Origin of the sequence: Pseudomonas paracarnis, assembly GCF_904063055.1 — a bacterium.
Lineage (GTDB): Bacteria > Pseudomonadota > Gammaproteobacteria > Pseudomonadales > Pseudomonadaceae > Aquipseudomonas > Aquipseudomonas paracarnis.
In genome coordinates, this window is sequence record NZ_CAJFCN010000004.1 from 173,918 (window position 1) to 195,887 (window position 21,970).

Consider the following 21,970-nt stretch of genomic DNA (forward strand, 5'->3'; position numbering starts at 1 on the left):
AATGAGGAACGCATGAGCAAGCAGATTCTGATTCTCCCTGGCGACGGTATTGGTCCGGAAATCATGGCCGAAGCGGTCAAGGTCCTTGAGCTTGCCAACAGCAAGTACAACCTGGGCTTCGAGCTGAGCCACGATGTGATCGGCGGCGCCGCCATCGACAAGCACGGCGTGCCCCTGGCCGACGAGACCCTCGACCGCGCCCGGGCTGCCGATGCCGTGCTGCTCGGCGCCGTGGGTGGGCCGAAATGGGACAAGATCGAGCGTGACATCCGCCCTGAGCGCGGCCTGCTGAAAATCCGTGCGCAACTGGGCCTGTTCGGCAACCTGCGCCCGGCCATCCTCTACCCGCAACTGGCCGACGCGTCGAGCCTCAAGCCGGAAGTGGTGGCGGGCCTGGATATCCTCATCGTGCGCGAGCTGACCGGCGGTATCTACTTCGGCTCGCCACGGGGCGTGCGCGAGTTGGAAAATGGCGAACGCCAGGCCTACGACACGCTGCCGTACAGCGAGAGCGAAATCCGCCGTATCGCCCGTGTCGGTTTCGACATGGCGCGGGTGCGCGGTAAAAAGGTCTGCTCGGTGGATAAAGCCAACGTGTTGGCTTCCAGCCAGCTGTGGCGTGAAATCGTCGAAGAAGTCGCCAAGGATTACCCGGACGTCGAACTGAGCCATATGTACGTCGACAACGCCGCCATGCAGTTGGTGCGCGCACCCAAGCAGTTCGACGTGATCGTCACCGACAACCTGTTCGGCGACATCCTGTCCGACCAGGCGTCGATGCTCACCGGTTCCATCGGCATGCTGCCGTCGGCGTCCCTGGACACCAACAATAAAGGTATGTACGAGCCGTGCCACGGTTCGGCGCCAGACATCGCGGGGCAGGGCATTGCCAACCCGCTGGCGACGATTTTGTCGGTGTCGATGATGCTGCGCTACAGCTTCAACCTGGGCGATGCGGCGGACGCCATCGAGAAGGCTGTCAGCCTGGTGCTGGATCAGGGCTTGCGCACGGGCGATATCTGGTCCCAGGGTTGCACCAAGGTCGGGACGCAAGAAATGGGCGACGCAGTAGTCGCCGCGCTGCGGAATCTGTAATCTCTCGGGCCCGCTTGCAGTTGTTGCTGCAAGGCGGCCCACTTTTTAACAAGGTGTAGTTGCGATGAAACGTGTAGGTCTGATCGGTTGGCGCGGTATGGTCGGTTCCGTGCTCATGCAGCGGATGCTGGAAGAGCAGGATTTCGATCTTATTGAGCCGGTGTTTTTCACCACTTCGAACGTAGGTGGCCAAGGGCCGTCCGTGGGCAAGGATATTGCCCCGCTCAAGGATGCCTACAGCATTGAAGAGTTGAAGAGCCTCGACGTGATCCTGACCTGCCAGGGTGGCGACTACACCAGCGAAGTCTTCCCCAAGCTGCGCGAAGCCGGCTGGCAGGGTTACTGGATCGACGCCGCTTCGAGCCTGCGCATGCAGGATGACGCGGTGATCATCCTCGATCCGGTCAACCGCAAGGTCATCGATCAGCAACTGGACGCCGGCACCAAGAACTACGTGGGCGGCAACTGCACCGTGAGCCTGATGCTGATGGGCCTGGGTGGCCTGTTCGAAGCGGGCCTGGTGGAGTGGATGAGCGCCATGACCTATCAGGCGGCCTCCGGCGCCGGCGCGCAGAACATGCGCGAACTGATCAAGCAGATGGGCGCGACCCACGCCGCTGTCGCCGATCAACTGGCTGACCCGGCGAGTGCGATTCTCGATATCGACCGCCGTGTGGCCGAGGCCATGCGCAGCGACGCTTACCCGACCGAGAACTTTGGCGTGCCATTGGCCGGTAGCTTGATCCCGTGGATCGACAAGGAACTGCCTAACGGCCAGAGCCGTGAAGAGTGGAAGGCCCAGGCCGAAACCAACAAGATCCTGGGTCGCTTCAAGAACCCGATCCCGGTGGATGGCATCTGCGTGCGCATTGGCGCCATGCGTTGCCACAGCCAGGCGCTGACCATCAAGCTGAACAAAGACGTGCCGATCGCCGATATCGAAGGCCTGATCAGCCAGCACAACCCCTGGGTCAAGCTGGTGCCGAACAACCGCGATATCAGCATGCAGGAGCTGAGCCCGACCAAGGTCACCGGCACCCTGAATGTACCGGTGGGCCGTCTGCGCAAGCTGAACATGGGCAGCCAGTTCCTCGGCGCGTTCACCGTCGGCGACCAACTGCTGTGGGGCGCGGCTGAGCCGTTGCGTCGCATGTTGCGGATTTTGCTGGAGCGTTGATCGCTTGAAGCAATAACAGAAACCCGCGTTCTGGTGACAGGCGCGGGTTTTTTGTTGCCTTTGTGATCATTCCCACGCTCTGCGTGGGAATGCAGCTCTGGACGCTCTGCGTCTGCTTTAGAGGCGTGACGCGGAGCGTCACAGGAGGCATTCCCACGCAGAGCGTGGGAACGATCAGGGGGGCTGTAATTGCCTCACCCTCTACCACCCGGTAAAGTGCCGCTCCCCCGTAATGCCCGAGGCAACCCCATGACCCAGACCTTTGAAATCGCCGTGATCGGCGCCACCGGTACCGTGGGTGAAACCCTGGTGCAGATTCTTGAAGAGCTGGAGTTCCCTGTGGGCACCTTGTACTTGCTGGCGGGCAGCAACTCGGCGGGGGCTTCGGTGCCGTTTCGGGGCAAGAACGTGCGGGTCAAAGAAGTCGACACGTTTGACTTCAGCAAGGTGCAGTTGGCGTTCTTCGCTGCAGGCCCGGCGGTGACCTTGAGCTTCGCTCCGCGTGCCACCGCCGCTGGTTGCGCGGTGATTGACTTGTCCGGCGCATTGCCCGCCGAGCAGGCGCCGCAAGTGGTACCGCAGGCCAACGGCCATGTGCTGAACGCGTTGAAAAAGCCTTTTCAACTCGGCAGCCCGAGCCCCTGTGCCACGTACCTCGCGGTGGTGCTGGCGCCCTTGCGCGGTGTGGTGGACATCCAGCGCGTGAGTGTCACCGCTAACCTGGCCATCTCTGCCCAGGGCCGCGAGGCCGTCAGCGAGTTGGCGCGCCAGACCGCTGAACTGTTGAACGTGCGTCCCTTGGAACCGGCGTTCTTTGATCGGCAAGTGGCGTTCAACCTGCTGGCGCAAGTCGGCACGCCGGATGCCCAAGGTCATACCGCCCTGGAGAAACGTCTCGTACACGAACTGCGTGCGGTGCTGGAAACACCTTTACTAAAGATTTCCGCCACCTGCGTTCAAGCCCCGGTGTTTTTCGGCGATAGCCTGGCTGTGTCGCTGCAATTGGCCGCGCCGGTCGACCTGGACGCGGTGAACCGTGCGCTCGACGCTGCACCGGGAATCGAGCGGGTCGAGGAGGGCGATTACCCCACGGCCGTAGGCGATGCCGTCGGCCAGGACGTGGTGTACGTAGGGCGAGTTCGCGCCGGTATCGACGACCCGGCGGAACTAAATCTTTGGCTGACGTCAGATAACGTACGCAAAGGCTCGGCCCTGAACGCCGTGGAGCTGGCGCAGTTGTTGATAAAAGGCCTTGTGTAAAAGATACTTGGCGGCAATTTGTAGATTGATTCTAACCAGGCGCTATGCTTGGTCCCAAGTGAAACACAAGCGCGTCGGTGACCTATCGGCTCGCCATGCCTAATGGCAGCGGTTACCAACCTTCTCGCAGGGCGGGAAGCGTTCAAACAAAGGATGAGGCTATGGTTCAAGTTCGCAAACTGGTGTTAGCAATAGCGGCCGCCTCGGCGCTGTCCTCCGGTATGGCGCAGGCGCTGCAACTTGGGGAGATGACGCTCAAGTCGAAGTTGAACCAGCCGCTGTCGGTGGAAATCGAATTGCGCGATGTGGGCGGCCTTACGGCGGCCGAGATCACCCCTAGCCTGGCGTCGGCCCAGGCCTTCGTGGATGCGGGTGTCGACCGCCAGGCGTTTCTCGATGACCTGACGTTCACCCCGGTGATCAACCCCGAGGGGCGCAGCGTGGTGCGCGTGACCTCCAGCAAGCCTCTGCCCGATTCCTATGTGCGCTTCCTCATGCAGGTGCAATGGCCCAATGGCCGTTTGATGCGTGACTACAGCGTACTGCTCGACCCGGCCAAGTTCGATCAGCCAGCGCCGACGGCGAGCGCGCCGGCCAGTACCGCGCCAGCCGCCAGCACGCCTGCCCAGCACACCACCACGTCCCGCGACACCTTGTGGGAAATTGCCGCAAAGAACCGCAATGGCGCCTCGGTCCAGCAAACGATGCTGGCCATCCAGGCGCTTAACCCGGATGCCTTTGTCGACGGCAATATCAACCGCCTGAAAACCGGCCAGGTCCTGCGCCTGCCAGATACCACGCAAAGTACAGCGCTGGCGCAGCCGCAAGCGATTGCCGAAGTGAGCGCGCAGAACGCCACCTGGCGCCAGGGCCGCCGTGGCCCTCAGAGCCAAGTGGCCGGCAAGCCGCAGCTGGACGCGACCAAACGCACCCAGGCCGGCAATGCGCCGTCGAGTACCCAGGCCAAGGATAACCTGAGCCTGGTGTCGGCCGAAGCTGCCAAGAAAGGCGCGAAGGGCACCGTCGGTGACAGCCGCGCCCTGAGCGACAAGCTGGCAATGACCCAGGAAGAGCTCGACACCACGCGGCGCGACAACGAAGAACTGAAAAGCCGTGCCGCCGACTTGCAAAGCCAGTTGGACAAGCTGCAGAAGCTGATCCAGCTGAAGAATGACCAATTGGCTCGTTTGCAAGCGCAAACGGGCGAGCCACAGACAGCCGCGATGCCTGCGCAGTTGCCGGGTGAACCGGCAGCTGAGCCGGCGGCCCCCGTTGCAACACCAGCGCCAGTGCCTGAACCGGCCAAGCCGGCTGCTGCGCCGGCCAGCACCGAAGGCAAGTTCAACGACCTGCTGACCAACCCGATTGTGCTCGGCATCCTTGGCGGTGCGGCCCTGCTGGTGGTGTTGCTGCTTCTGCTGCTGTGGGCACGCCATCGCAATGCTCGCCGCGAAGAAGAGAAACATCTGCGTATGGCACGGGCGTTGGCCGAAGAGCCTGAGTTCGTTTCCAATATCGATCAAGACCTGCCGCCTGACAGCTTCGAGGGCCTTGAAGTGCCGCCGCCGAGCGTCAAGCTCGCCACCGCAACGCCGCCAGCATCTGCGCCCGCGCCGGCGCCGGTGGTTGAGACGGTAGTGGCACCGACGGTCGCCTCCGTGCTGGCGCCGTTGGCGGTTGCCGTGGCTCAGGAAAACGCCAGTGACGCCCTGGCCCAGGCCCAATCCCATATCGACCGTGGCCATCTGAACCAGGCGGCGGATGTGCTTGAACAAGCCATCAAGCGCGAGCCCAAGCGCAGCGACCTGCGTTTGAAGCTGATGGAAGTCTATGGGCTGCAGAACAACAAGGACGGGTTCGTCACCCAGGAGCGCCAGTTGGTGGCCAACGGTGAGAACCATGCCCAGGTCGAGCAGCTCAAGGCGCGTTTCCCGGCCATGGCCGTGTTGGCGGCGGGTGTCAGTGCCGCAGTGGCTGCCGCGGCCCTGGATGCGCAGTACGTCAAGGACCTGCTCGATGACAAGCCGACCCCGGCCCCGCAGGCAGACACCTTCGACACCGATTTCGACCTGAGTCTGGATGACCTGGAAGCCGCCTCGCCGGCCGAGATCGCGCAAGACCAGCAAACCTTTGAATCGCTGCTCAAACAACAGACTGAGCCCAAGGCTGATGCGCAGGATCTGTCGGACTTTGACCTGGACCTGCAACTGGACCCGCCGACGTCGCAATCCGATGACGACTTCCTGTCGGGCCTTGAAGGGCAGATCAAGGATGTCCCGCCGGTTGAGCCGCCGACCCTGACGCCGGCCGCGCTGGACGAATTCGACCTGCCAGAAGACTTTGACCTGTCGCTGGCGGACGAGCCGAGCGCCCCGGCAGCCAAGCCCGATGCTTTTGCTTCGGAGCTGGACGACGTCAACGCTGAACTGGATCGTTTGTCACAGAGTCTGGAGCATCCGCCGATCGAGCCTTCCTTCACGGCTGAAGATGCCGCGCTGGGTGCTGAGGATGAGCCAGAGTTCGATTTCCTCTCTGGCACTGATGAAGTGGCCACCAAGCTCGACTTGGCCCAGGCCTACATCGACATGGGCGATGCGGACGGCGCGCGAGACATCCTGTCCGAAGTGTTGACCGAAGGCGACGAGGGTCAGCGTAGCGAAGCCAAGGAAATGCTCGGCAGAATCTAACGGCCGACGCAGAAAATGTGGGAGCGGGCTTGCTCGCGAATGCGGTGGTGCAGTTGCTGATGTGCTGGATGACACGGCGCATTTGCGAGCAAGCCCGCTCTCATATTTAAAGTCCACTCATGCACCCTGACGCCCTATAATGCCCGCCTTTGCGCAACTCATCAGGCTCTCAGTTCTTGGCAAATATAGATAACGCGGCTGCCGAAATGGCGGCCGCAGGCTTTTACCGCATCGCCCTGGGCGTGGAATACAAAGGCTCGCGCTATCGCGGCTGGCAGCGTCAGGCCTCCGGGGTGCTGACGGTGCAGGAAACCCTGGAAAACGCCCTGTCCAAAGTCGCCAACTCGCCGGTGTCGCTGATGTGTGCCGGGCGCACTGATGCCGGCGTGCACGCGTGTGGCCAAGTGGTGCACTTCGACACCCAGGCCGAGCGGTCGATGAAGGCGTGGGTGATGGGGGCCAATATCAATTTGCCCCATGATGTCAGTGTCAGCTGGGCCAAGGTCATGCCGGCGCATTTTCACGCCCGTTTCAAGGCCATCGCCCGGCGTTACCGCTACGTGATCTACAACGATCAGATCCGCCCGGCGCACCTCAATGAAGAAATCACCTGGAACCACCGCCCGCTGGATGCCGAGCGTATGGCCGAAGCCGCGCAGCATCTGGTGGGGGTGCATGACTTCAGCGCCTTCCGTGCCGGGCAGTGCCAGGCCAAGTCTCCGATCAAGGAAGTCCACCACCTGCGGGTGACGCGCCACGGCAAGATGATCGTGCTGGATATCCGTGCCGGGGCCTTTCTGCATCATATGGTGCGCAATATCGCTGGGGTGCTGATGACCATCGGCACCGGTGAGCGCCCGGTGGAGTGGGCCAAGGAAGTGCTGGAAAGCCGCATCCGCCGCACCGGCGGGGTCACGGCGCATCCGTTCGGCCTGTATCTGGTGGATGTGGAGTACCGCAACGAGTTCGAACTGCCGGAACGCTTTATCGGGCCGCACTTCCTCACCGGGTTCAGCGAACTTGGCGGCTGACGCCCGGAAAAGCTTTTGTTACCATCCGGGACTTTCTCGGACCAACCCTGAGGTTCCTACGACATGTCAGCCGTTCGCAGCAAGATTTGCGGGATTACCCGCATAGAAGACGCGCTGGCGGCAGTCGAAGCGGGGGCGGATGCCATTGGCCTGGTGTTTTATGCCAAGAGCCCACGGGCGGTAAATGTGCTGCAGGCGCGGGCGATTATCGCTGCGTTGCCGCCCTTCGTGACCACCGTGGGGTTGTTTGTCAATGCCAGCCGCTGCGAGCTCAACGAAACTCTGGATGCGGTGCCGCTGGATATGTTGCAGTTCCATGGCGACGAAACGCCAGAGGAATGCGAAAGCTATCAGCGCCCGTACATCAAGGCGTTGCGGGTCAAGGCCGGGGACGATATTGCCGCAGCCTGCGCCGCGTATGCCGGCGCTCGCGGGATTCTGCTGGACACCTACGTCGAAGGCGTACCCGGTGGTACGGGCGAGGCGTTCGACTGGTCGCTGATTCCCGAGGGGTTGAGCAAGCCGGTTATTCTCGCGGGTGGGCTCACCCCAGGAAATGTCCAGGCGGCCATCGAACAGGTTCGGCCGTATGCCGTCGACGTCAGCGGTGGGGTGGAGCAGGGCAAGGGGATCAAGGACCCGAGCAAGATTCGCGCGTTCATGCAGGCCGTGCGCAACAGCAGGGGTGGGATGTGACGGCTGGCAGTCTGCCGCCGTCCATAACTACCACTGTGTAAAACAGCCCGGCGCCGCCTGTGGGTGGCCCGGAAACGAAGTGGCAACCCTGCGCTGGCAGGTTGTCTGGAAGGCTGAGGATACGAGCGGGAAATGGCAGGTCCAACGTCTGACCCCGTCCCGCCTGTGTCATCGCCACATATGAATTTAGCTCAAGGGCATACGCGGGGCTGTGTTCAAGCCACCGGTACTGGAGAAAAGAAAGCATGAGCAACTGGTTAGTAGACAAACTGATCCCTTCGATCATGCGTTCCGAGGTGAAGAAAAGCTCGGTTCCTGAAGGTCTGTGGCACAAATGCCCATCCTGCGACGCGGTACTGTATCGCCCGGAGCTGGAAAAGACCCTGGACGTTTGCCCCAAGTGCAACCACCACATGCGTATTGGCGCCCGCGCCCGTATCGACATCTTCCTGGATGCCGACGGCCGTAATGAGCTAGGCGCCGACCTGGAGCCGGTTGACCGTCTCAAGTTCCGCGACAGCAAGAAGTACAAGGACCGTCTGGTCGGCGCGCAGAAGCAGACCGGCGAGAAAGACGCGCTGATTTCGGTCAGCGGCAAGCTGCTGGGCATGCCGGTGGTGGTTTCGGCCTTCGAATTCTCCTTCATGGGCGGTTCCATGGGTGCCATCGTCGGTGAGCGCTTTGTTCGCGCTGCCAACTATGCCCTGGAAAACCGTTGCCCGATGATCTGCTTCGCCGCCTCCGGTGGTGCGCGTATGCAGGAAGCCCTGATTTCCCTGATGCAAATGGCCAAGACCTCGGCGGTTCTGGCGCGTCTGCGTGAAGAAGGCATTCCGTTCATCTCCGTATTGACCGACCCGGTCTACGGCGGCGTGTCCGCCAGCCTGGCAATGTTGGGCGATGTGATCGTTGGCGAGCCTAAAGCCCTGATCGGCTTTGCCGGCCCACGCGTGATCGAGCAGACCGTGCGGGAGAAACTGCCGGAAGGCTTCCAGCGCAGCGAGTTCCTGCTGGAGCACGGTGCGATCGACCTGATCATCCCGCGTGGCGAGTTGCGCCCGCGCCTGGGCAGCCTGCTGGCGCAAATGATGGGCCTGCCGACGCCTGTGTACGTCGCGCCTAAAGTCGAGCCGATCGTCGTGCCGCCGGTGCCTGCAAACCTATGACCCAACGTACCCTGGGCGAGTGGCTCGCCTACCTTGAGCAGTTGCATCCGTCCGCCATCGACATGGGCCTGGAGCGCTCGCAACAGGTAGCGGCCCGCCTCGGGTTGGGTCAGCCGGCACCGCGTGTGATCACGGTGACCGGCACCAACGGCAAGGGCTCTACCTGTGCCTTTGTCGCCGCGCTGTTGCAGGCCCAGGGCCTCAAAGTCGGCGTGTACAGCTCGCCGCACCTGCTGTGCTACAACGAGCGGGTGCAGCTCAATGGCGTAGAAGCCACTGATGCCCAACTGTGCGAAGCCTTCGCGGCCCTGGAGGCCGGGCGTGGCGAGACTTCCCTGACCTATTTCGAAATGGGCACCCTGGCGGCGTTCTGGCTGTTCGAGCGTGCGCAGCTGGATGTGGTCGTGCTGGAAGTCGGCCTCGGCGGGCGCCTGGATACGGTCAACGTGGTGGATGCCGACTTGGCGCTGGTCACCAGCATCGGTGTTGATCACGCCGACTATCTAGGCAATACCCGCGAGTCTGTGGCCTATGAAAAGGCCGGGATCTTCCGCCAGAGCAGGCCCGCGCTCTGTGGCGACCTGGATCCGCCGCAACCTTTGCTGGACAAGGTGCGCGAGCTGGATTGCCCGTTCTACCTGCGAGGTCGTGAATTCAATCTCGACATCGGTGCGACCCACTGGCAATGGCGTGGGCGTGATGCCCGTGGCAAGGTGGTAGAGCTGCTCGATTTGCCGTTGCTGAACCTGCCGATGGAAAACGCCGCACTCGCGCTGCAAGCCTATTTGCTGCTGGATCTGCCGTGGGATGCCAAGCAGATCGGCGCAACCCTGCGAGCGACGAAGGTGGTGGGGCGCCTGGATCGCCGGGTGCTGGACTGGCAAGGCAAGCGCCTGAACCTGTTGCTGGATGTCGGGCATAACCCCCATGCGGCTCACTATCTGGCTCAGCGCCTGGCGCGCACACCACCGGCCGGCCGCCGCCTGGCGGTGTTCGGGTTGCTGGCCGACAAGGATCTTGATGGCGTAATAGCGCCGTTGTTTGGCAGCGTACAGTCTTGGGCCGTTGCGCCGCTGGATACGCCGCGCAGCCGTCCTGCGGTTGAGCTGGAAACTGCCTTGCAGAACCTTGGCGCGCCCGTGACGTCGTATGCAAGCATCACTGCCGCCCTTGAGGCGCAGTGTGCGCTGGCTGCGGCCGAAGACGAAATCCTGTTGTTCGGATCATTTTATTGTGTTGCCGAGGCGCTTGAATGGCTGGCCCGGCGCTCCACGGAGGAAGCTGCACATGGCATTACTGGATAGCGCATACAAGCAGCGAATGGTCGGGGCCCTGGTGCTGGTGGCGTTGGCGGTAATCTTTCTGCCGATGCTGTTTTCCCGCCAGGACGAACAGCGCCAGGTGGTGGTTGAAGCTCCCGCTGCGCCCCAGGCGCCGGTGGTGCCCCAGGTTCAAGTCGAACCGGTAGTTGTGCCTGAGCCTCAGGTGTTGCCGGAAGAACCTGTGCCCGTCGAGGAGGAGGTCGTCACCCAACAGGCACCTTCGCAGGCCCCTTCGATGCCGGTGCAGCCAAGTGTGCCGGTGGTCAAGCCGACGCCAGCCCCGGCTGTCGCCGCCAAACCGGCTGCACCGGCGCCAGCGCCCAAGCCTGTGGCGCCGCAGCCTGCTGCACCGGGTAAGCCGGATGTGGGTCAGAGCCGCATCGACCCTAATGGCTTGCCGATCAGTTGGTCGATCCAGCTCGCCAGCCTGGCCAATCGCGAAAGCGCCGATGCCTTGCAGAAAAAGCTGCGTGCCCAGGGATATAACGCCTATATCCGCAGTGCCGATGGCAAGAACCGTGTGTTCGTGGGGCCGCTGATCGAGCGTGCCGAGGCAGATCGCCTGCGCGATTTGCTGGGTCGTCAGCAGAACCTCAACGGGTTTGTGGTGCGTTTCCAGCCCGAGCGCGGCTGAACGGACAATATGCACTAAATGTGGGAGCTGGCTTGCCTGCGATGGCGGTGGTTCAATCGACAACGATGTCGAATATGCCGCCCTCATCGCAGGCAAGCCAGCTCCCACATTGATTTATGGTGGGCTTGAAATGGCGTTCACACCGCCCAATCTATTGATTTGCAAAGCAGCCGCAATCACCGCTTACCGATAGCCCGACGCTCTGCTAAAATGCGCCGCCTTATCCGTACGTAGGCTGCACTGTGCCATTTACCTGGGTTGATTGGGCGATCGTTGCAATCGTCGCCATCTCCGCTTTGATCAGTCTGAGCCGCGGCTTCGTAAAAGAAGCACTGTCGTTGCTGACCTGGATCATTGCAGGAGTCGTAGCCTGGATGTTCGGTGGTTCACTGTCGGTCTACCTGGCCGGGTACATAGAGACACCTTCGGCTCGCGTCATCGCGGGCTGCGCCATCATGTTCATCGCCACGCTGTTGGTGGGGGCAATGGTCAATTATCTTATTGGCGAGTTGATACGTGTCACCGGCATCGAAGGGACCGATCGATTTCTCGGCATGGCCTTCGGGGCTGCGCGTGGCGCGCTGCTGGTGGTCGTGGCGGTCGGGCTGTTGAGCCTGGGGCCGGTACAGCAGGATTCGTGGTGGCAGGAGTCGGTACTCGTGCCAAAATTTCTATTGGTTGCAGACTGGTCCAAGAACCTCATTCTGGGGTGGAGCAGTCAGTGGCTGGCCAGCGGAATCAGCGTACCCGCTGATCTTCCGTTCAAGGAACACCTCTTACCGGCCAAAACGCCTCAGTAAGCTGTGTTCAGTCAAGATTCATTAAGTAGGGGTTGCGTCGCATGTGTGGCATCGTCGGTATCGTCGGTAAGTCGAACGTCAATCAGGCGCTGTATGACGCGCTAACCGTCCTCCAGCACCGCGGCCAGGACGCTGCCGGTATTGTGACCAGCCACGACGGCCGGTTATTCCTGCGCAAGGACAATGGCCTGGTGCGTGACGTGTTCCATCAGCGTCACATGCAGCGCCTCGTCGGGCACATGGGCATTGGCCATGTGCGCTACCCGACTGCCGGTAGCTCGACCTCGGCCGAAGCTCAACCTTTCTACGTCAACTCGCCTTACGGCATCACTTTGGCGCACAACGGTAACCTGACCAACGTTGAACAACTGGCCAAGGAGATCTACGAATCTGACCTGCGCCACGTCAACACCAGCTCCGATTCGGAAGTGTTGCTCAACGTGTTCGCCCACGAGCTGGCCCAGCGCGGCAAGCTGCAGCCGACCGAAGAAGACGTGTTCGCCGCCGTGATCGACGTGCACAACCGTTGCGTCGGTGGTTATGCGGTGGTGGCGATGATCACCGGTTACGGCATCGTCGGTTTCCGCGACCCCCACGGCATTCGTCCGATCGTATTCGGCCAGCGTCACACCGACGAAGGCGTCGAGTACATGATCGCCTCCGAAAGCGTGTCCCTGGACGTGCTGGGCTTCACCCTGATCCGCGACCTGGCGCCGGGCGAGGCTGTCTACATCACCGAAGACGGCAAGCTGCACACCCGCCAGTGCGCCGTAGCGCCGAAACTCACCCCGTGCATCTTCGAACACGTCTACCTGGCGCGTCCGGATTCGATCATCGACGGCGTCTCGGTCTACAAGGCGCGTCTGCGCATGGGCGAGAAGCTGGCCGAGAAGATCCTGCGCGAGCGTCCCGAGCACGATATCGATGTGGTCATCCCGATTCCGGACACCAGCCGCACCGCCGCGCTGGAGCTGGCCAACCATCTGGGCGTCAAATTCCGCGAAGGCTTCGTGAAGAACCGCTACATCGGTCGTACTTTCATCATGCCCGGCCAGGCTGCGCGCAAGAAGTCGGTTCGTCAGAAGCTCAACGCCATTGAACTTGAGTTCCGCGGCAAGAACGTGATGCTGGTGGATGACTCCATCGTGCGCGGCACCACTTGCAAGCAGATTATCCAGATGGCCCGCGAAGCCGGGGCGAAGAACGTGTACTTCTGCTCTGCGGCGCCCGCGGTGCGTTACCCGAACGTGTACGGTATCGACATGCCGAGCGCCCATGAGCTGATCGCGCATAACCGTTCGACTCAGGACGTGGCCGACCTGATCGGCGCCGACTGGCTGATCTACCAGGACCTGCCGGACCTGATCGAAGCGGTTGGCGGTGGCAAGATCAAGATCGAGCAGTTCGACTGCGCCGTGTTCGACGGCAAGTACGTCACCGGCGATGTCGACGAGGCCTACCTGAACAAGATCGAGCAAGCGCGCAACGACTCGTCGAAGATCAAGACCCAGGCGGTCAGCGCGATCATCGACCTGTATAACAACTGAGTAAACACCGGCCCTGAGGGGCCGGTTTTGTATCTTAAATAAAGCATTGAGTAAGGAGTCGCAGCATGAGTCAGGAATGGGATGCCGGTCGGTTGGACAGCGACCTCGATGGCGTAGCTTTCGATACCCTGGCTGTGCGCGCCGGCCAGCACCGTACCCCGGAAGGTGAGCACGGCGACCCGATGTTCTTCACCTCCAGCTACGTGTTCCGTACTGCCGCCGACGCCGCTGCGCGGTTTGCTGGCGAAGTGCCGGGCAACGTGTATTCGCGCTACACCAACCCGACCGTGCGTGCGTTTGAAGAGCGCATCGCGGCCCTGGAAGGTGCCGAGCAGGCCGTGGCGACTGCCACCGGCATGGCGGCCATCCTGGCGGTGGTGATGAGCCTGTGCAGCGCCGGCGACCATGTGCTGGTATCGCGCAGCGTGTTCGGCTCGACCATCAGCCTGTTCGAGAAGTACTTCAAGCGTTTCGGTATTGAAGTCGATTACGTGCCCCTGGCGGACCTGTCCGGTTGGGAGGCGGCCATCAAGGCCAATACCAAGCTGTTGTTCGTCGAATCGCCGTCCAACCCGCTCGCTGAGCTGGTGGACATCGCCGCGCTGTCCGAAGTCGCGCATGCCAAGGGTGCCATGCTGGTGGTGGACAACTGCTTCTGCACCCCGGCCTTGCAGCAACCGCTGAAGCTGGGTGCGGACATTGTGGTGCACTCGGCAACCAAGTTCATCGACGGCCAGGGCCGTTGCATGGGCGGCGTGGTGGCCGGTCGCAGCGAGCAGATGAAGGAAGTGGTGGGCTTCCTGCGCACCGCCGGCCCGACCCTCAGCCCGTTCAACGCCTGGATCTTCCTCAAAGGCCTGGAAACCCTCAGCCTGCGCATGAAAGCCCATTGTGCCAACGCCCAGGCCCTGGCCGAGTGGCTGGAGCAGCAGGACGGTATCGAGAAAGTGCATTACGCCGGCCTCAAGAGCCACCCGCAACACGCCTTGGCCCAGCGCCAGCAGCGTGGTTTCGGGGCGGTGGTGAGTTTTGAAGTGAAGGGCGGCAAAGACGGCGCCTGGCGCTTCATCGACGCGACGCGCTTGATCTCCATTACCGCCAACCTGGGTGACAGCAAGACCACCATCACCCACCCGAGCACCACCTCCCACGGGCGCCTGGCGCCGCAGGAGCGTGAAGCGGCCGGCATCCGGGACAGCCTGATTCGCATCGCGGTGGGCCTGGAAGATGTTGCTGACTTGCAGGCAGACCTGTCCCGCGGGCTGGCGGCCTTGTGATCGAGTGGTCCATGGAGGCTGCGGCGGCCAGTAACGGGCGCGTGGCGCTGGTGACGGGCGCGGCGCGGGGCATTGGCCTCGGGATTGCCGCGTGGCTGATCAGTGAAGGTTGGCAGGTGGTACTGACCGACCTGGACCGCGAGCGCGGTGCCAAGGTGTCCAAGGTGCTGGGCGACAATGCCTGGTTTATCACCATGGACGTGGCCGACGAGAAGCAAGTGGCCCAGGGTGTCGCCGAGGTGCTGGGGCAGTTCGGGCGCCTGGATGCGTTGGTGTGCAACGCGGCGGTGGCCGACCCGCGCAATATCACCCTGGAAAGCCTCGATCTGACGTATTGGAATCGGGTGCTGGCGGTCAACCTCAGCGGGCCGATGCTGTTGGCCAAGCACTGCGCGCCTTACCTGCGTGCCCACGGCGGCGCTATCGTCAACCTGGCCTCGACCCGGGCGCGTCAATCCGAGCCCGACACCGAAGCCTATGCGGCCAGCAAAGGTGGGCTGTTGGCCCTGACCCACGCGTTGGCCATGAGCCTGGGTCCCGAAGTGCGGGTCAATGCGGTCAGCCCTGGCTGGATCGACGCACGTGACCCGGCTGCGCGGCGTGCAGAGCCGCTCACCGACGCCGATCATGCCCAGCATCCGGCGGGCAGGGTGGGGACGGTGGAGGACGTGGCGGCGATGGTGGCCTGGTTGTTGTCACGCCAGGCCGGGTTCGTCACCGGGCAAGAGTTCGTGGTGGACGGCGGCATGAGCAAGAAGATGATTTACAGCGAGTAGGGCGGGTAGCCGCCTTGAAGTTATTTTGTCTTTTTCAGAAAAACTTCAAGCAGGCTATTGACTTAGGTCCGCTACCTGCGTAAATTTCGCGGCCTCAACGAAGCAAAGGGTGATTAGCTCAGCTGGGAGAGCATCTGCCTTACAAGCAGAGGGTCGGCGGTTCGATCCCGTCATCACCCACCACTTCTTGAGAGTTTTGCCCCTAGGGTAAGACGCAACGTTAAAGGTTGCACCGACGCGCAGCGGTAGTTCAGTCGGTTAGAATACCGGCCTGTCACGCCGGGGGTCGCGGGTTCGAGTCCCGTCCGCTGCGCCATATTTTCCAGGTTCGATCTGTCGGGCTTGAGATTGAACAGCCAAGGCTGATCGATCAGATGTTTAAAGGTGGTTGAGGGTTCATGCTCAATCAGCCAAGCGATACGCAGCGGTAGTTCAGTCGGTTAGAATACCGGCCTGTCACGCCGGGGGTCGCGGGTTCGAGTCCCGTCCGCTGCGCCATATCTGCCTCAAGGCCCACTGAACGCCTTGAAGCACAAGGAAAGCCACTGGCTCACCTTGATCCGATAGCAAAGACCCTGGTCGAAAGACCGGGGTTTTTTGTGTCTGGGGTTTGGAAAAAACCTCATCTTCTTCGCTACCACCAGCGCTCATTATCGGCAAACGGCCGACAGATCATTTCGATTCTGTCGGCCGTTTTTGCGTTCTTGTGTCAAAAAATTTCAATGTGGTTATTTGCCGCAGGCGCAGAAACCTTTAAAGTTAACCCTTCGGTCAACTTTGCACTGTCATCATGGCCTTTTGATTCGTCGAGAAAGGCTTCTGCAAGTCTCCAGATTCGGTGTACTTAACCATAAGGGCGGATTTATAACCGCTCAGAGGATGATCCATGTCCAACCGTGAAATAACCCGGCGCTCGTTCCTTCAGGGCGGGCTGGTGGCGGGTGTGAGTGTCACGCTCACGCCGCTCAGCACCCAGACGCTGGCTGCCTTGATGGAAAACAGCGTGACCGTGCCGTCTGAAAAGTGGCTCGGCCATAACGGCAAGGCGCGCCAGCGTAACGATGCCTTGTCGAAAGTCTGCGGCAGCAAGGTGTTTGCCCGCGACATCCGTTCCAAGGACATGCCTGGCTGGCCCCAGCAGCAAGGTCACGCCATGTTGCTCAAAACCATCAAGGCCGACCACATCTACGCGGGCTACGACCTGTCGTGGCTTGGCGCCGAGTTGCAGCCGGACCGCATTGTCACCGCTGCCGACCTGGACAAAGACGGTATCGTCTTCCCGGAAGAACATGCGCCGGATCCGTTGTTGCCCGAGGGCAAAGTGCCGATGTTCATCGGTCACCCGGTGGCGATCCTGATCTGGAACGACTTCGAGCGTTTCCGTCAGGCCAAGAACAAGCTCAAGTTCAATGACAAGGCGATTCGTTACGGTGCCAAAGTGCCGTATTACGAAGGTGACCCCTACGGTAGCTTCCGCTACGTGCGCGTGGGTGGCCCGACCTCGGCCGACGAAGACGAATTCGCCAGCCTCAAGGATTCGATCCTGTTCCCGATGCTGAAAAACCGTCGCCCGGTGTGGAATTCCCAGCCAAACCTGCACGGCAACCTGACCGAGCGCGGGCTGTTCTACGCCGAGCGCATGAAAAGCCAGATCAACACGCCACCGGACAACTGGCTGGTGTTTGACGAGCGCTACAAAACCCCATCGATCGAACCGGCCGCCATGGAGCCGGACAACGGCAACGGTTGGTACGATCCGGCGACCAAGACCCTGCACTTTGTGGTGGCCACCCAGTGCCCATTGGAAGTGGCGACCGAGACCGCCAAGATGATCTCGCCGTCGCGCTTCGGCCTGGCCCACCTGAACATGCATCCGGGTTATACCGTGGGTTACGGTTCCAAAGACCACAACATTTTCGTCTACTACGCCGCCCTCGCTGCGTTGTATGGCGCCGGTGTACCGGTGCGTCTGGCCAATGATCGTTACGAGCAATTCCAGAGCGGCATCAAGCGTCACTCGTTCGATATGCGCTATCAGTTGGCGGTCGACAAGAACGACCACAGCTTCAAAATCTTCCTCGCCGACATGAGCGTCGACGGCGGTGGCCGGATCAACTACAGCCCGTCGGTGGCTGCGGTCGGCGCCACGGCGGCGCAGTCGATCTACTACATGCCGCAGAACGACCTGCAAGTCACCGCGTACCATTCCCGTGGCGTTGAAGCCGGTTCGATGCGGGGCTACGGCACCCTGCAAAGCATGGCGGCGACCGAAATGATGGTCGACGAAATCGCCGGTCGCCTGGGTGTGGATGCCATTGAATTGCGGCGCAAGAACGCACTGCGTTCGGGCATGAAGAACACCCAGGGAGCGATCCCTGCCGGTGCGTTGCGGCTGCACGAAATTCTCGACAAGGCCGCTGCGCACGACGTATGGAAAAACCGCGACGCGATCAAGCAACAGCGTGAAGCCGCAGACCCGGATAACTGGTATGGCGTCGGTTTTGCCATCTGCCAGAAAGACTTCGGCACCGGTTCCGAAGCGCCGATGGCCAGTGTTGAATTCAGCGCTGACGGCCGCATCAGCCTGCGCCACATCGGGATCGAAATCGGCACCGGCATGTCCACTTCGCAATCGCTGGTGGTCGCCGACTTCCTTGGCAGCCCGGCCCACGAAGTGAAGACCGGCGAAACACAATGGCAGGAAATGCAGTTGGTCACCGGCGGCAACCCCTACACCATGAGCCAGGCCGAGCAGGACAACCTGCTGCGCAACCCGCGTTGGGTGGGCAAGCTCGCGTCGGCGTCGTCCGCGACCAACTCGGCGTACTACTTCAGCCACGCCACCCGTGAAGCGGCGCGTGTGCTGTTCAACCACGGCTTGTGGCCGGCAGCGCTGGAGATCTGGCGCCAGGGCCCGTTCGGCGGCCAGGCCAACCCCTATGTGGTGCGCCGCGAAGACGCACATTGGGTGGACGGCAAGCTCACTGCCAACGGCATGCAGCCATTGAGCTTTGAAGAACTGGCCAAGCGCGCTCATGAGCGCGGCCTGGTCACCGCTGCCACGGTCCACGGGTTCAACCGCTGGAGCTGGGCCGAGGCTGAGTACAGCATCGACGGTGTGCGCGAGCGCCTGCCGCTCGACGGTCTGGCGGTGAAATACGGCGATGGCGCACCGAAAGCCAAGCAGGCGCTGATGAGCACTGCCGGTTTCCACCTGCTCGATCGCCAGAACGTCAGCTATCCCGCCACCCAGTTGAATAACGCTGCGGTGACGTACTACAGCCCCGTCGCCACGTTGGTCGAGTTGAAGGTCAACAAGGGTTCGGCGCAGGTCGAAGTGCTCAATCACCATTCATGGGTCGAGTGCGGGCGTGTGCTGGTTGAAGAGTTGGTCAAAGGCCAGCTCGAAGGTGGAGTGGCCATGGGTATCGGTCACGCGTTGATGGAGGAAATGCCGTTGTACGAAGGCGGGCCGGGGGAGGGCGACTGGAACTTCAACCGCTACCGTCTGCCGATGGCGCGTCACGTTGCCGTATGGAAACAGACCTCGGAGATTCTGCCGGCGCTGTCGCCAAGCGACCCGTCCAAAGGTATCGCTGAAGTGGTGATGATCCCGATTGTCGGGGCCATTGGTAATGCGGTGGCACACGCCATCGGTAAACGTGTTCGCGACCTGCCAATCACGGCTGCACGCATCAAGGAGGCCCTCAATGGCTAACCGTCCGCTTCAACTGACCCTCAATGGTCAACCCGTCGGCCCGGTGGACATCCCTGATGACCTGCCGATGATCGACTACCTGCACGAATACAAAAACCTCACGGGCTCGCGGCTGGGCTGCGGCCAAGGCATTTGCCACGCCTGTGTGGTGATCGTCGACAACCCGGACGGCACCAGCGAAGAAGTGCGCACCTGCATCACCGGCGCGCATTACTTCGAAGGCAAGCAAGTGCGCACTATCGAAGGCCACGCCAAGCGCGATGAGTCGGGCCAGGTCACTGAGCTCAACCCGATCCAGCAGCGCTTCGTGGATGAGTTCGCCTTTCAGTGCAGCTATTGCGCGCCGGGCTTCGTCAATGCGGCCACCGTGTTGGTGGAGAAACTGCAACGCCAGCCGACCGTGCACAGCAAGCTGGAACAAGTCATCGAGGACAGCCTCGGTCATCACGTCTGCCGTTGTACCGGGTACGTGCGTTATTACAACGCCACCCGCAACGTGCTGACCGATCTCGGCCTGGTCAAGGAGGGTTAAGCATGAAGCTTTTTCTGACCCGCCTGGCCTTGGCGGCCGGCCTGGCCGCGCCGGTATTGTTTGCCCACGCTGATGATCAAGCCAAGCGCGGCGAATACCTCGCCCGCGCCGCTGACTGCATGGCCTGCCACACTGCACCGGGCGGTGCGCCGTTTGCCGGCGGCCTGCCGATTGTCTCGCCGTTTGGCACCATCTATGGCACCAATATCACGCCAAGCAAAGAACACGGCATCGGCTTGTACAGCGATGACGAGTTCTTCGCTGCGTTGACCGAAGGCAAGCGTCGCGACGGTGCGTACTTGTATCCGGCGATGCCCTACACCTCGTACCATCTGATGCCGCGTGAAGACTCGGACGCCATTCATGCGTACCTCAAATCCATCGAGCCGATCGAGCGCGCAGCGCCGGTCACGAGCCTGAGCTTTCCCTTCAACGTGCGCCTGGGCTTGATGGGCTGGAACGTGTTGTACGGCAAAGCGCTGAAACTGGAACCGGCCGAAGGCAAGAGCGAAGCCTGGAAGCGCGGCCAGTACATGGTCGAAGTGCTCGGCCACTGCGGCGAATGCCACACGCCACGTGGCCTGCCCGGTGCGATGGAGCTGGACAAGCGCCTGACCGGCGGCATCCTCAATGGCTATCTGGCGCCCAGCCTGCTCGCCACGGACCTGGCCGCGCGCGGCTGGAATGAGCAGGACCTGGCCACGTTCCTCAAGCACGGCATGAGCGCCCAAGGGACGATGTTCAACGAGATGTTCCCGGTGTTCCACAACAGCACCCAGGGCCTGAGCGATACGGACCTGGCCGCGATGGCGACCTTCCTGCTCGGCGATAAACCGCCGGCAGCCAAGGCGTTGGTCGAAGTGCCGGTGGACAAGCTCGGCCCGAGCGCTCTGCGCGGCCGCCAGGAATACCTGAACGTCTGTGCCGGTTGCCATGCCGCGGGGGGTGAAGGCAAGCCGCACATCGCGGTGGCGATGCGCGGCAACACCACGCTGCGTCTGGAAGACCCGCGCAACCTGGTGCGGGTGATCGAGGACGGGATCGGTGAGCAGAAGTTCTCCGGGTTCGAGCACATGCAACCGATGCCGGGCTTCGCTGGAAAACTCAGCCCGGCGCAACTCACCGATCTGATCAATTACCTGCGCCAAGGCTGGGGCGGGCAATCGGCGGAGCTGGCGGTGAGCGATGTGCAGAAGTTGCAGGCTGAGGCGCCGTCCATCGAGCACAAGGCGCACTGACATGCAGCATCTGGACCTGCAGGTGATACGACGGGCGCTGGAGTGGTCGGTGGCCGGGCAACGCATCTGGCTCTGTACGGTACTGGCCACCTACGGCTCGGCGCCGCGTGCGCCGGGTTCGTTGCTGGCAGTGAACGCCGCAGGGCAGTGGATTGGGTCGTTGTCGGGTGGTTGCGTCGAGGAAGACTTTCTCGAACGCGTCGCTGACGGTGCGTTTCTCGATGCGGTCAACGTGGTGCGCTACGGCGCAGGGGACGATCCGCGCTCGCGGGTCAGCCTGCCCTGCGGCGGCATTCTCGAAGTATTGGTTGAGAAGTTCGAGCCTGACTGCGAGGTGCAGGCGCACCTGCGTGAAGTGGAGTCGGCGCTGCTCGGGCAGCGGCGCTTGATTCGCCAGGTCGACCTGGCCAGCGGGGCGCGCCGCCTGGTCGCTGATTGTGAGCAGGGCGCGCGCATCGAGCGTGACAGTGAGCGGGTGCGCCTCCGCGTCGGTGCGGCTCAGCGTCTATTGCTGGCCGGGTACTCCAGCGTGGCGCAGGCGTGTGCCGAGTTTGCAGTCGGCCTCGGGTTCGAAGTGATTCTCTGCGACCCACGCGATGAAGTGCTCGAAGGCGTGGTGCTCAATGGCGTGGAGATTCGTCGCCAGTTGCCGTCGGTGTTTATTGCCGATGGCGGCTGTCACCGTGATACGGCGGTGGTTGCGCTGACGCATGACCCGCGTATCGACGATCTGGCGATGATGGAAGCGGTGCGTACCGACGCGTTCTACATTGGCGTGATGGGGTCGTTGCAGACCTCGCAGAAGCGCTTTGAGCGACTGCGCCGCATCGGTGGGTTGGGGGAGCCTGAACTGGCGCGGATACACGCGCCCATCGGGCTTAACCTGGGGAGCAGGACGCCGTCGGAAATTGCGTTGGCGGTATTGGCGGATATCGTGCGGATTCGCAGCGGGATTGCTCGCGACCGGCTCTGAAGCGCAGCCCTGTAGGAGCGAGCAAGCTCGCTCCTACAGTG

At 62.1% G+C, this 21,970-nt stretch carries 17 protein-coding genes and 3 tRNA genes; all 20 read left to right on the plus strand.

Going from position 1 to position 21,970, the window contains the following annotated elements; genetic code table 11:
* The first annotated feature begins 12 nt into the window (after positions 1-12).
* The 20 genes from leuB to JMV15_RS10685 all read left to right on the plus strand — a co-directional run bounded on the left by leuB (position 13) and on the right by JMV15_RS10685 (position 21,929).
* Positions 13-1,095: a 3-isopropylmalate dehydrogenase gene (gene leuB, locus JMV15_RS10590; RefSeq protein WP_014719158.1), complete on the plus strand. Its 1,083-nt coding sequence runs from the start codon at positions 13-15 to the stop codon at positions 1,093-1,095.
* Between the two features lie 64 nt (positions 1,096-1,159).
* On the plus strand, positions 1,160-2,272 hold the full coding sequence (gene asd / locus JMV15_RS10595) for an aspartate-semialdehyde dehydrogenase (protein ID WP_003192554.1): 1,113 nt from the start codon (positions 1,160-1,162) through the stop codon (positions 2,270-2,272).
* 249 nt (positions 2,273-2,521) lie between these two features.
* Positions 2,522-3,532, plus strand: a complete 1,011-nt coding sequence (locus tag JMV15_RS10600; RefSeq protein WP_038450878.1) for an aspartate-semialdehyde dehydrogenase — start codon at positions 2,522-2,524, stop codon at positions 3,530-3,532.
* 161 nt (positions 3,533-3,693) lie between these two features.
* A complete protein-coding gene (locus JMV15_RS10605) occupies positions 3,694-6,219 on the plus strand; it encodes a FimV/HubP family polar landmark protein (protein ID WP_038450876.1) in 2,526 nt (841 codons plus the stop codon).
* A gap of 206 nt (positions 6,220-6,425) precedes the next feature.
* On the plus strand, positions 6,426-7,250 hold the full coding sequence (truA, locus tag JMV15_RS10610; RefSeq protein WP_038450874.1) for a tRNA pseudouridine(38-40) synthase TruA: 825 nt from the start codon (positions 6,426-6,428) through the stop codon (positions 7,248-7,250).
* Between the two features lie 63 nt (positions 7,251-7,313).
* Positions 7,314-7,946 (plus strand): phosphoribosylanthranilate isomerase, encoded by a 633-nt coding sequence (locus JMV15_RS10615; protein WP_038450873.1) that lies wholly within the window; start codon positions 7,314-7,316, stop codon positions 7,944-7,946.
* A 245-nt stretch (positions 7,947-8,191) separates the two neighbouring features.
* Positions 8,192-9,112 (plus strand): acetyl-CoA carboxylase, carboxyltransferase subunit beta, encoded by a 921-nt coding sequence (gene accD, locus JMV15_RS10620; RefSeq protein WP_014719154.1) that lies wholly within the window; start codon positions 8,192-8,194, stop codon positions 9,110-9,112.
* Positions 9,109-10,416, plus strand: coding sequence for a bifunctional tetrahydrofolate synthase/dihydrofolate synthase (gene folC, locus JMV15_RS10625; protein ID WP_038450872.1), 1,308 nt, complete (start codon positions 9,109-9,111; stop codon positions 10,414-10,416). The genes accD and folC overlap by 4 nt, the downstream gene beginning before the upstream one ends.
* Positions 10,400-11,068, plus strand: coding sequence for an SPOR domain-containing protein (locus JMV15_RS10630; RefSeq protein WP_014719152.1), 669 nt, complete (start codon positions 10,400-10,402; stop codon positions 11,066-11,068). Before folC ends, JMV15_RS10630 begins: the two co-directional genes overlap by 17 nt.
* Positions 11,069-11,310: 242 nt before the next feature.
* On the plus strand, positions 11,311-11,868 hold the full coding sequence (locus tag JMV15_RS10635) for a CvpA family protein (RefSeq protein WP_014719151.1): 558 nt from the start codon (positions 11,311-11,313) through the stop codon (positions 11,866-11,868).
* Between the two features lie 41 nt (positions 11,869-11,909).
* Complete coding sequence (gene purF / locus JMV15_RS10640) at positions 11,910-13,415, plus strand: amidophosphoribosyltransferase (RefSeq protein ID WP_003192537.1); 1,506 nt, start codon at positions 11,910-11,912, stop codon at positions 13,413-13,415.
* A gap of 65 nt (positions 13,416-13,480) precedes the next feature.
* A complete protein-coding gene (locus JMV15_RS10645) occupies positions 13,481-14,692 on the plus strand; it encodes an O-succinylhomoserine sulfhydrylase (protein ID WP_069868677.1) in 1,212 nt (403 codons plus the stop codon).
* Between the two features lie 11 nt (positions 14,693-14,703).
* Positions 14,704-15,468, plus strand: coding sequence for an SDR family oxidoreductase (locus tag JMV15_RS10650; protein ID WP_014719149.1), 765 nt, complete (start codon positions 14,704-14,706; stop codon positions 15,466-15,468).
* A 107-nt stretch (positions 15,469-15,575) separates the two neighbouring features.
* Positions 15,576-15,651 (plus strand) — tRNA-Val (locus JMV15_RS10655).
* 56 nt (positions 15,652-15,707) lie between these two features.
* A tRNA-Asp gene (locus tag JMV15_RS10660) sits at positions 15,708-15,784 on the plus strand.
* A 105-nt stretch (positions 15,785-15,889) separates the two neighbouring features.
* Positions 15,890-15,966, plus strand: a tRNA-Asp gene (locus JMV15_RS10665).
* 388 nt (positions 15,967-16,354) lie between these two features.
* A complete protein-coding gene (locus JMV15_RS10670; RefSeq protein WP_069868675.1) occupies positions 16,355-19,186 on the plus strand; it encodes a xanthine dehydrogenase family protein molybdopterin-binding subunit in 2,832 nt (943 codons plus the stop codon).
* Complete coding sequence (locus JMV15_RS10675; RefSeq protein ID WP_034128255.1) at positions 19,179-19,718, plus strand: (2Fe-2S)-binding protein; 540 nt, start codon at positions 19,179-19,181, stop codon at positions 19,716-19,718. Before JMV15_RS10670 ends, JMV15_RS10675 begins: the two co-directional genes overlap by 8 nt.
* Positions 19,719-19,720: 2 nt before the next feature.
* The gene (locus tag JMV15_RS10680; protein ID WP_069868673.1) at positions 19,721-20,956 is read left to right on the plus strand and encodes a c-type cytochrome; all 1,236 of its coding nucleotides are present in this window, start codon (positions 19,721-19,723) and stop codon (positions 20,954-20,956) included.
* A 1-nt stretch (position 20,957) separates the two neighbouring features.
* On the plus strand, positions 20,958-21,929 hold the full coding sequence (locus JMV15_RS10685; RefSeq protein ID WP_014719145.1) for an XdhC family protein: 972 nt from the start codon (positions 20,958-20,960) through the stop codon (positions 21,927-21,929).
* The last annotated feature ends 41 nt before the right edge of the window (positions 21,930-21,970 follow it).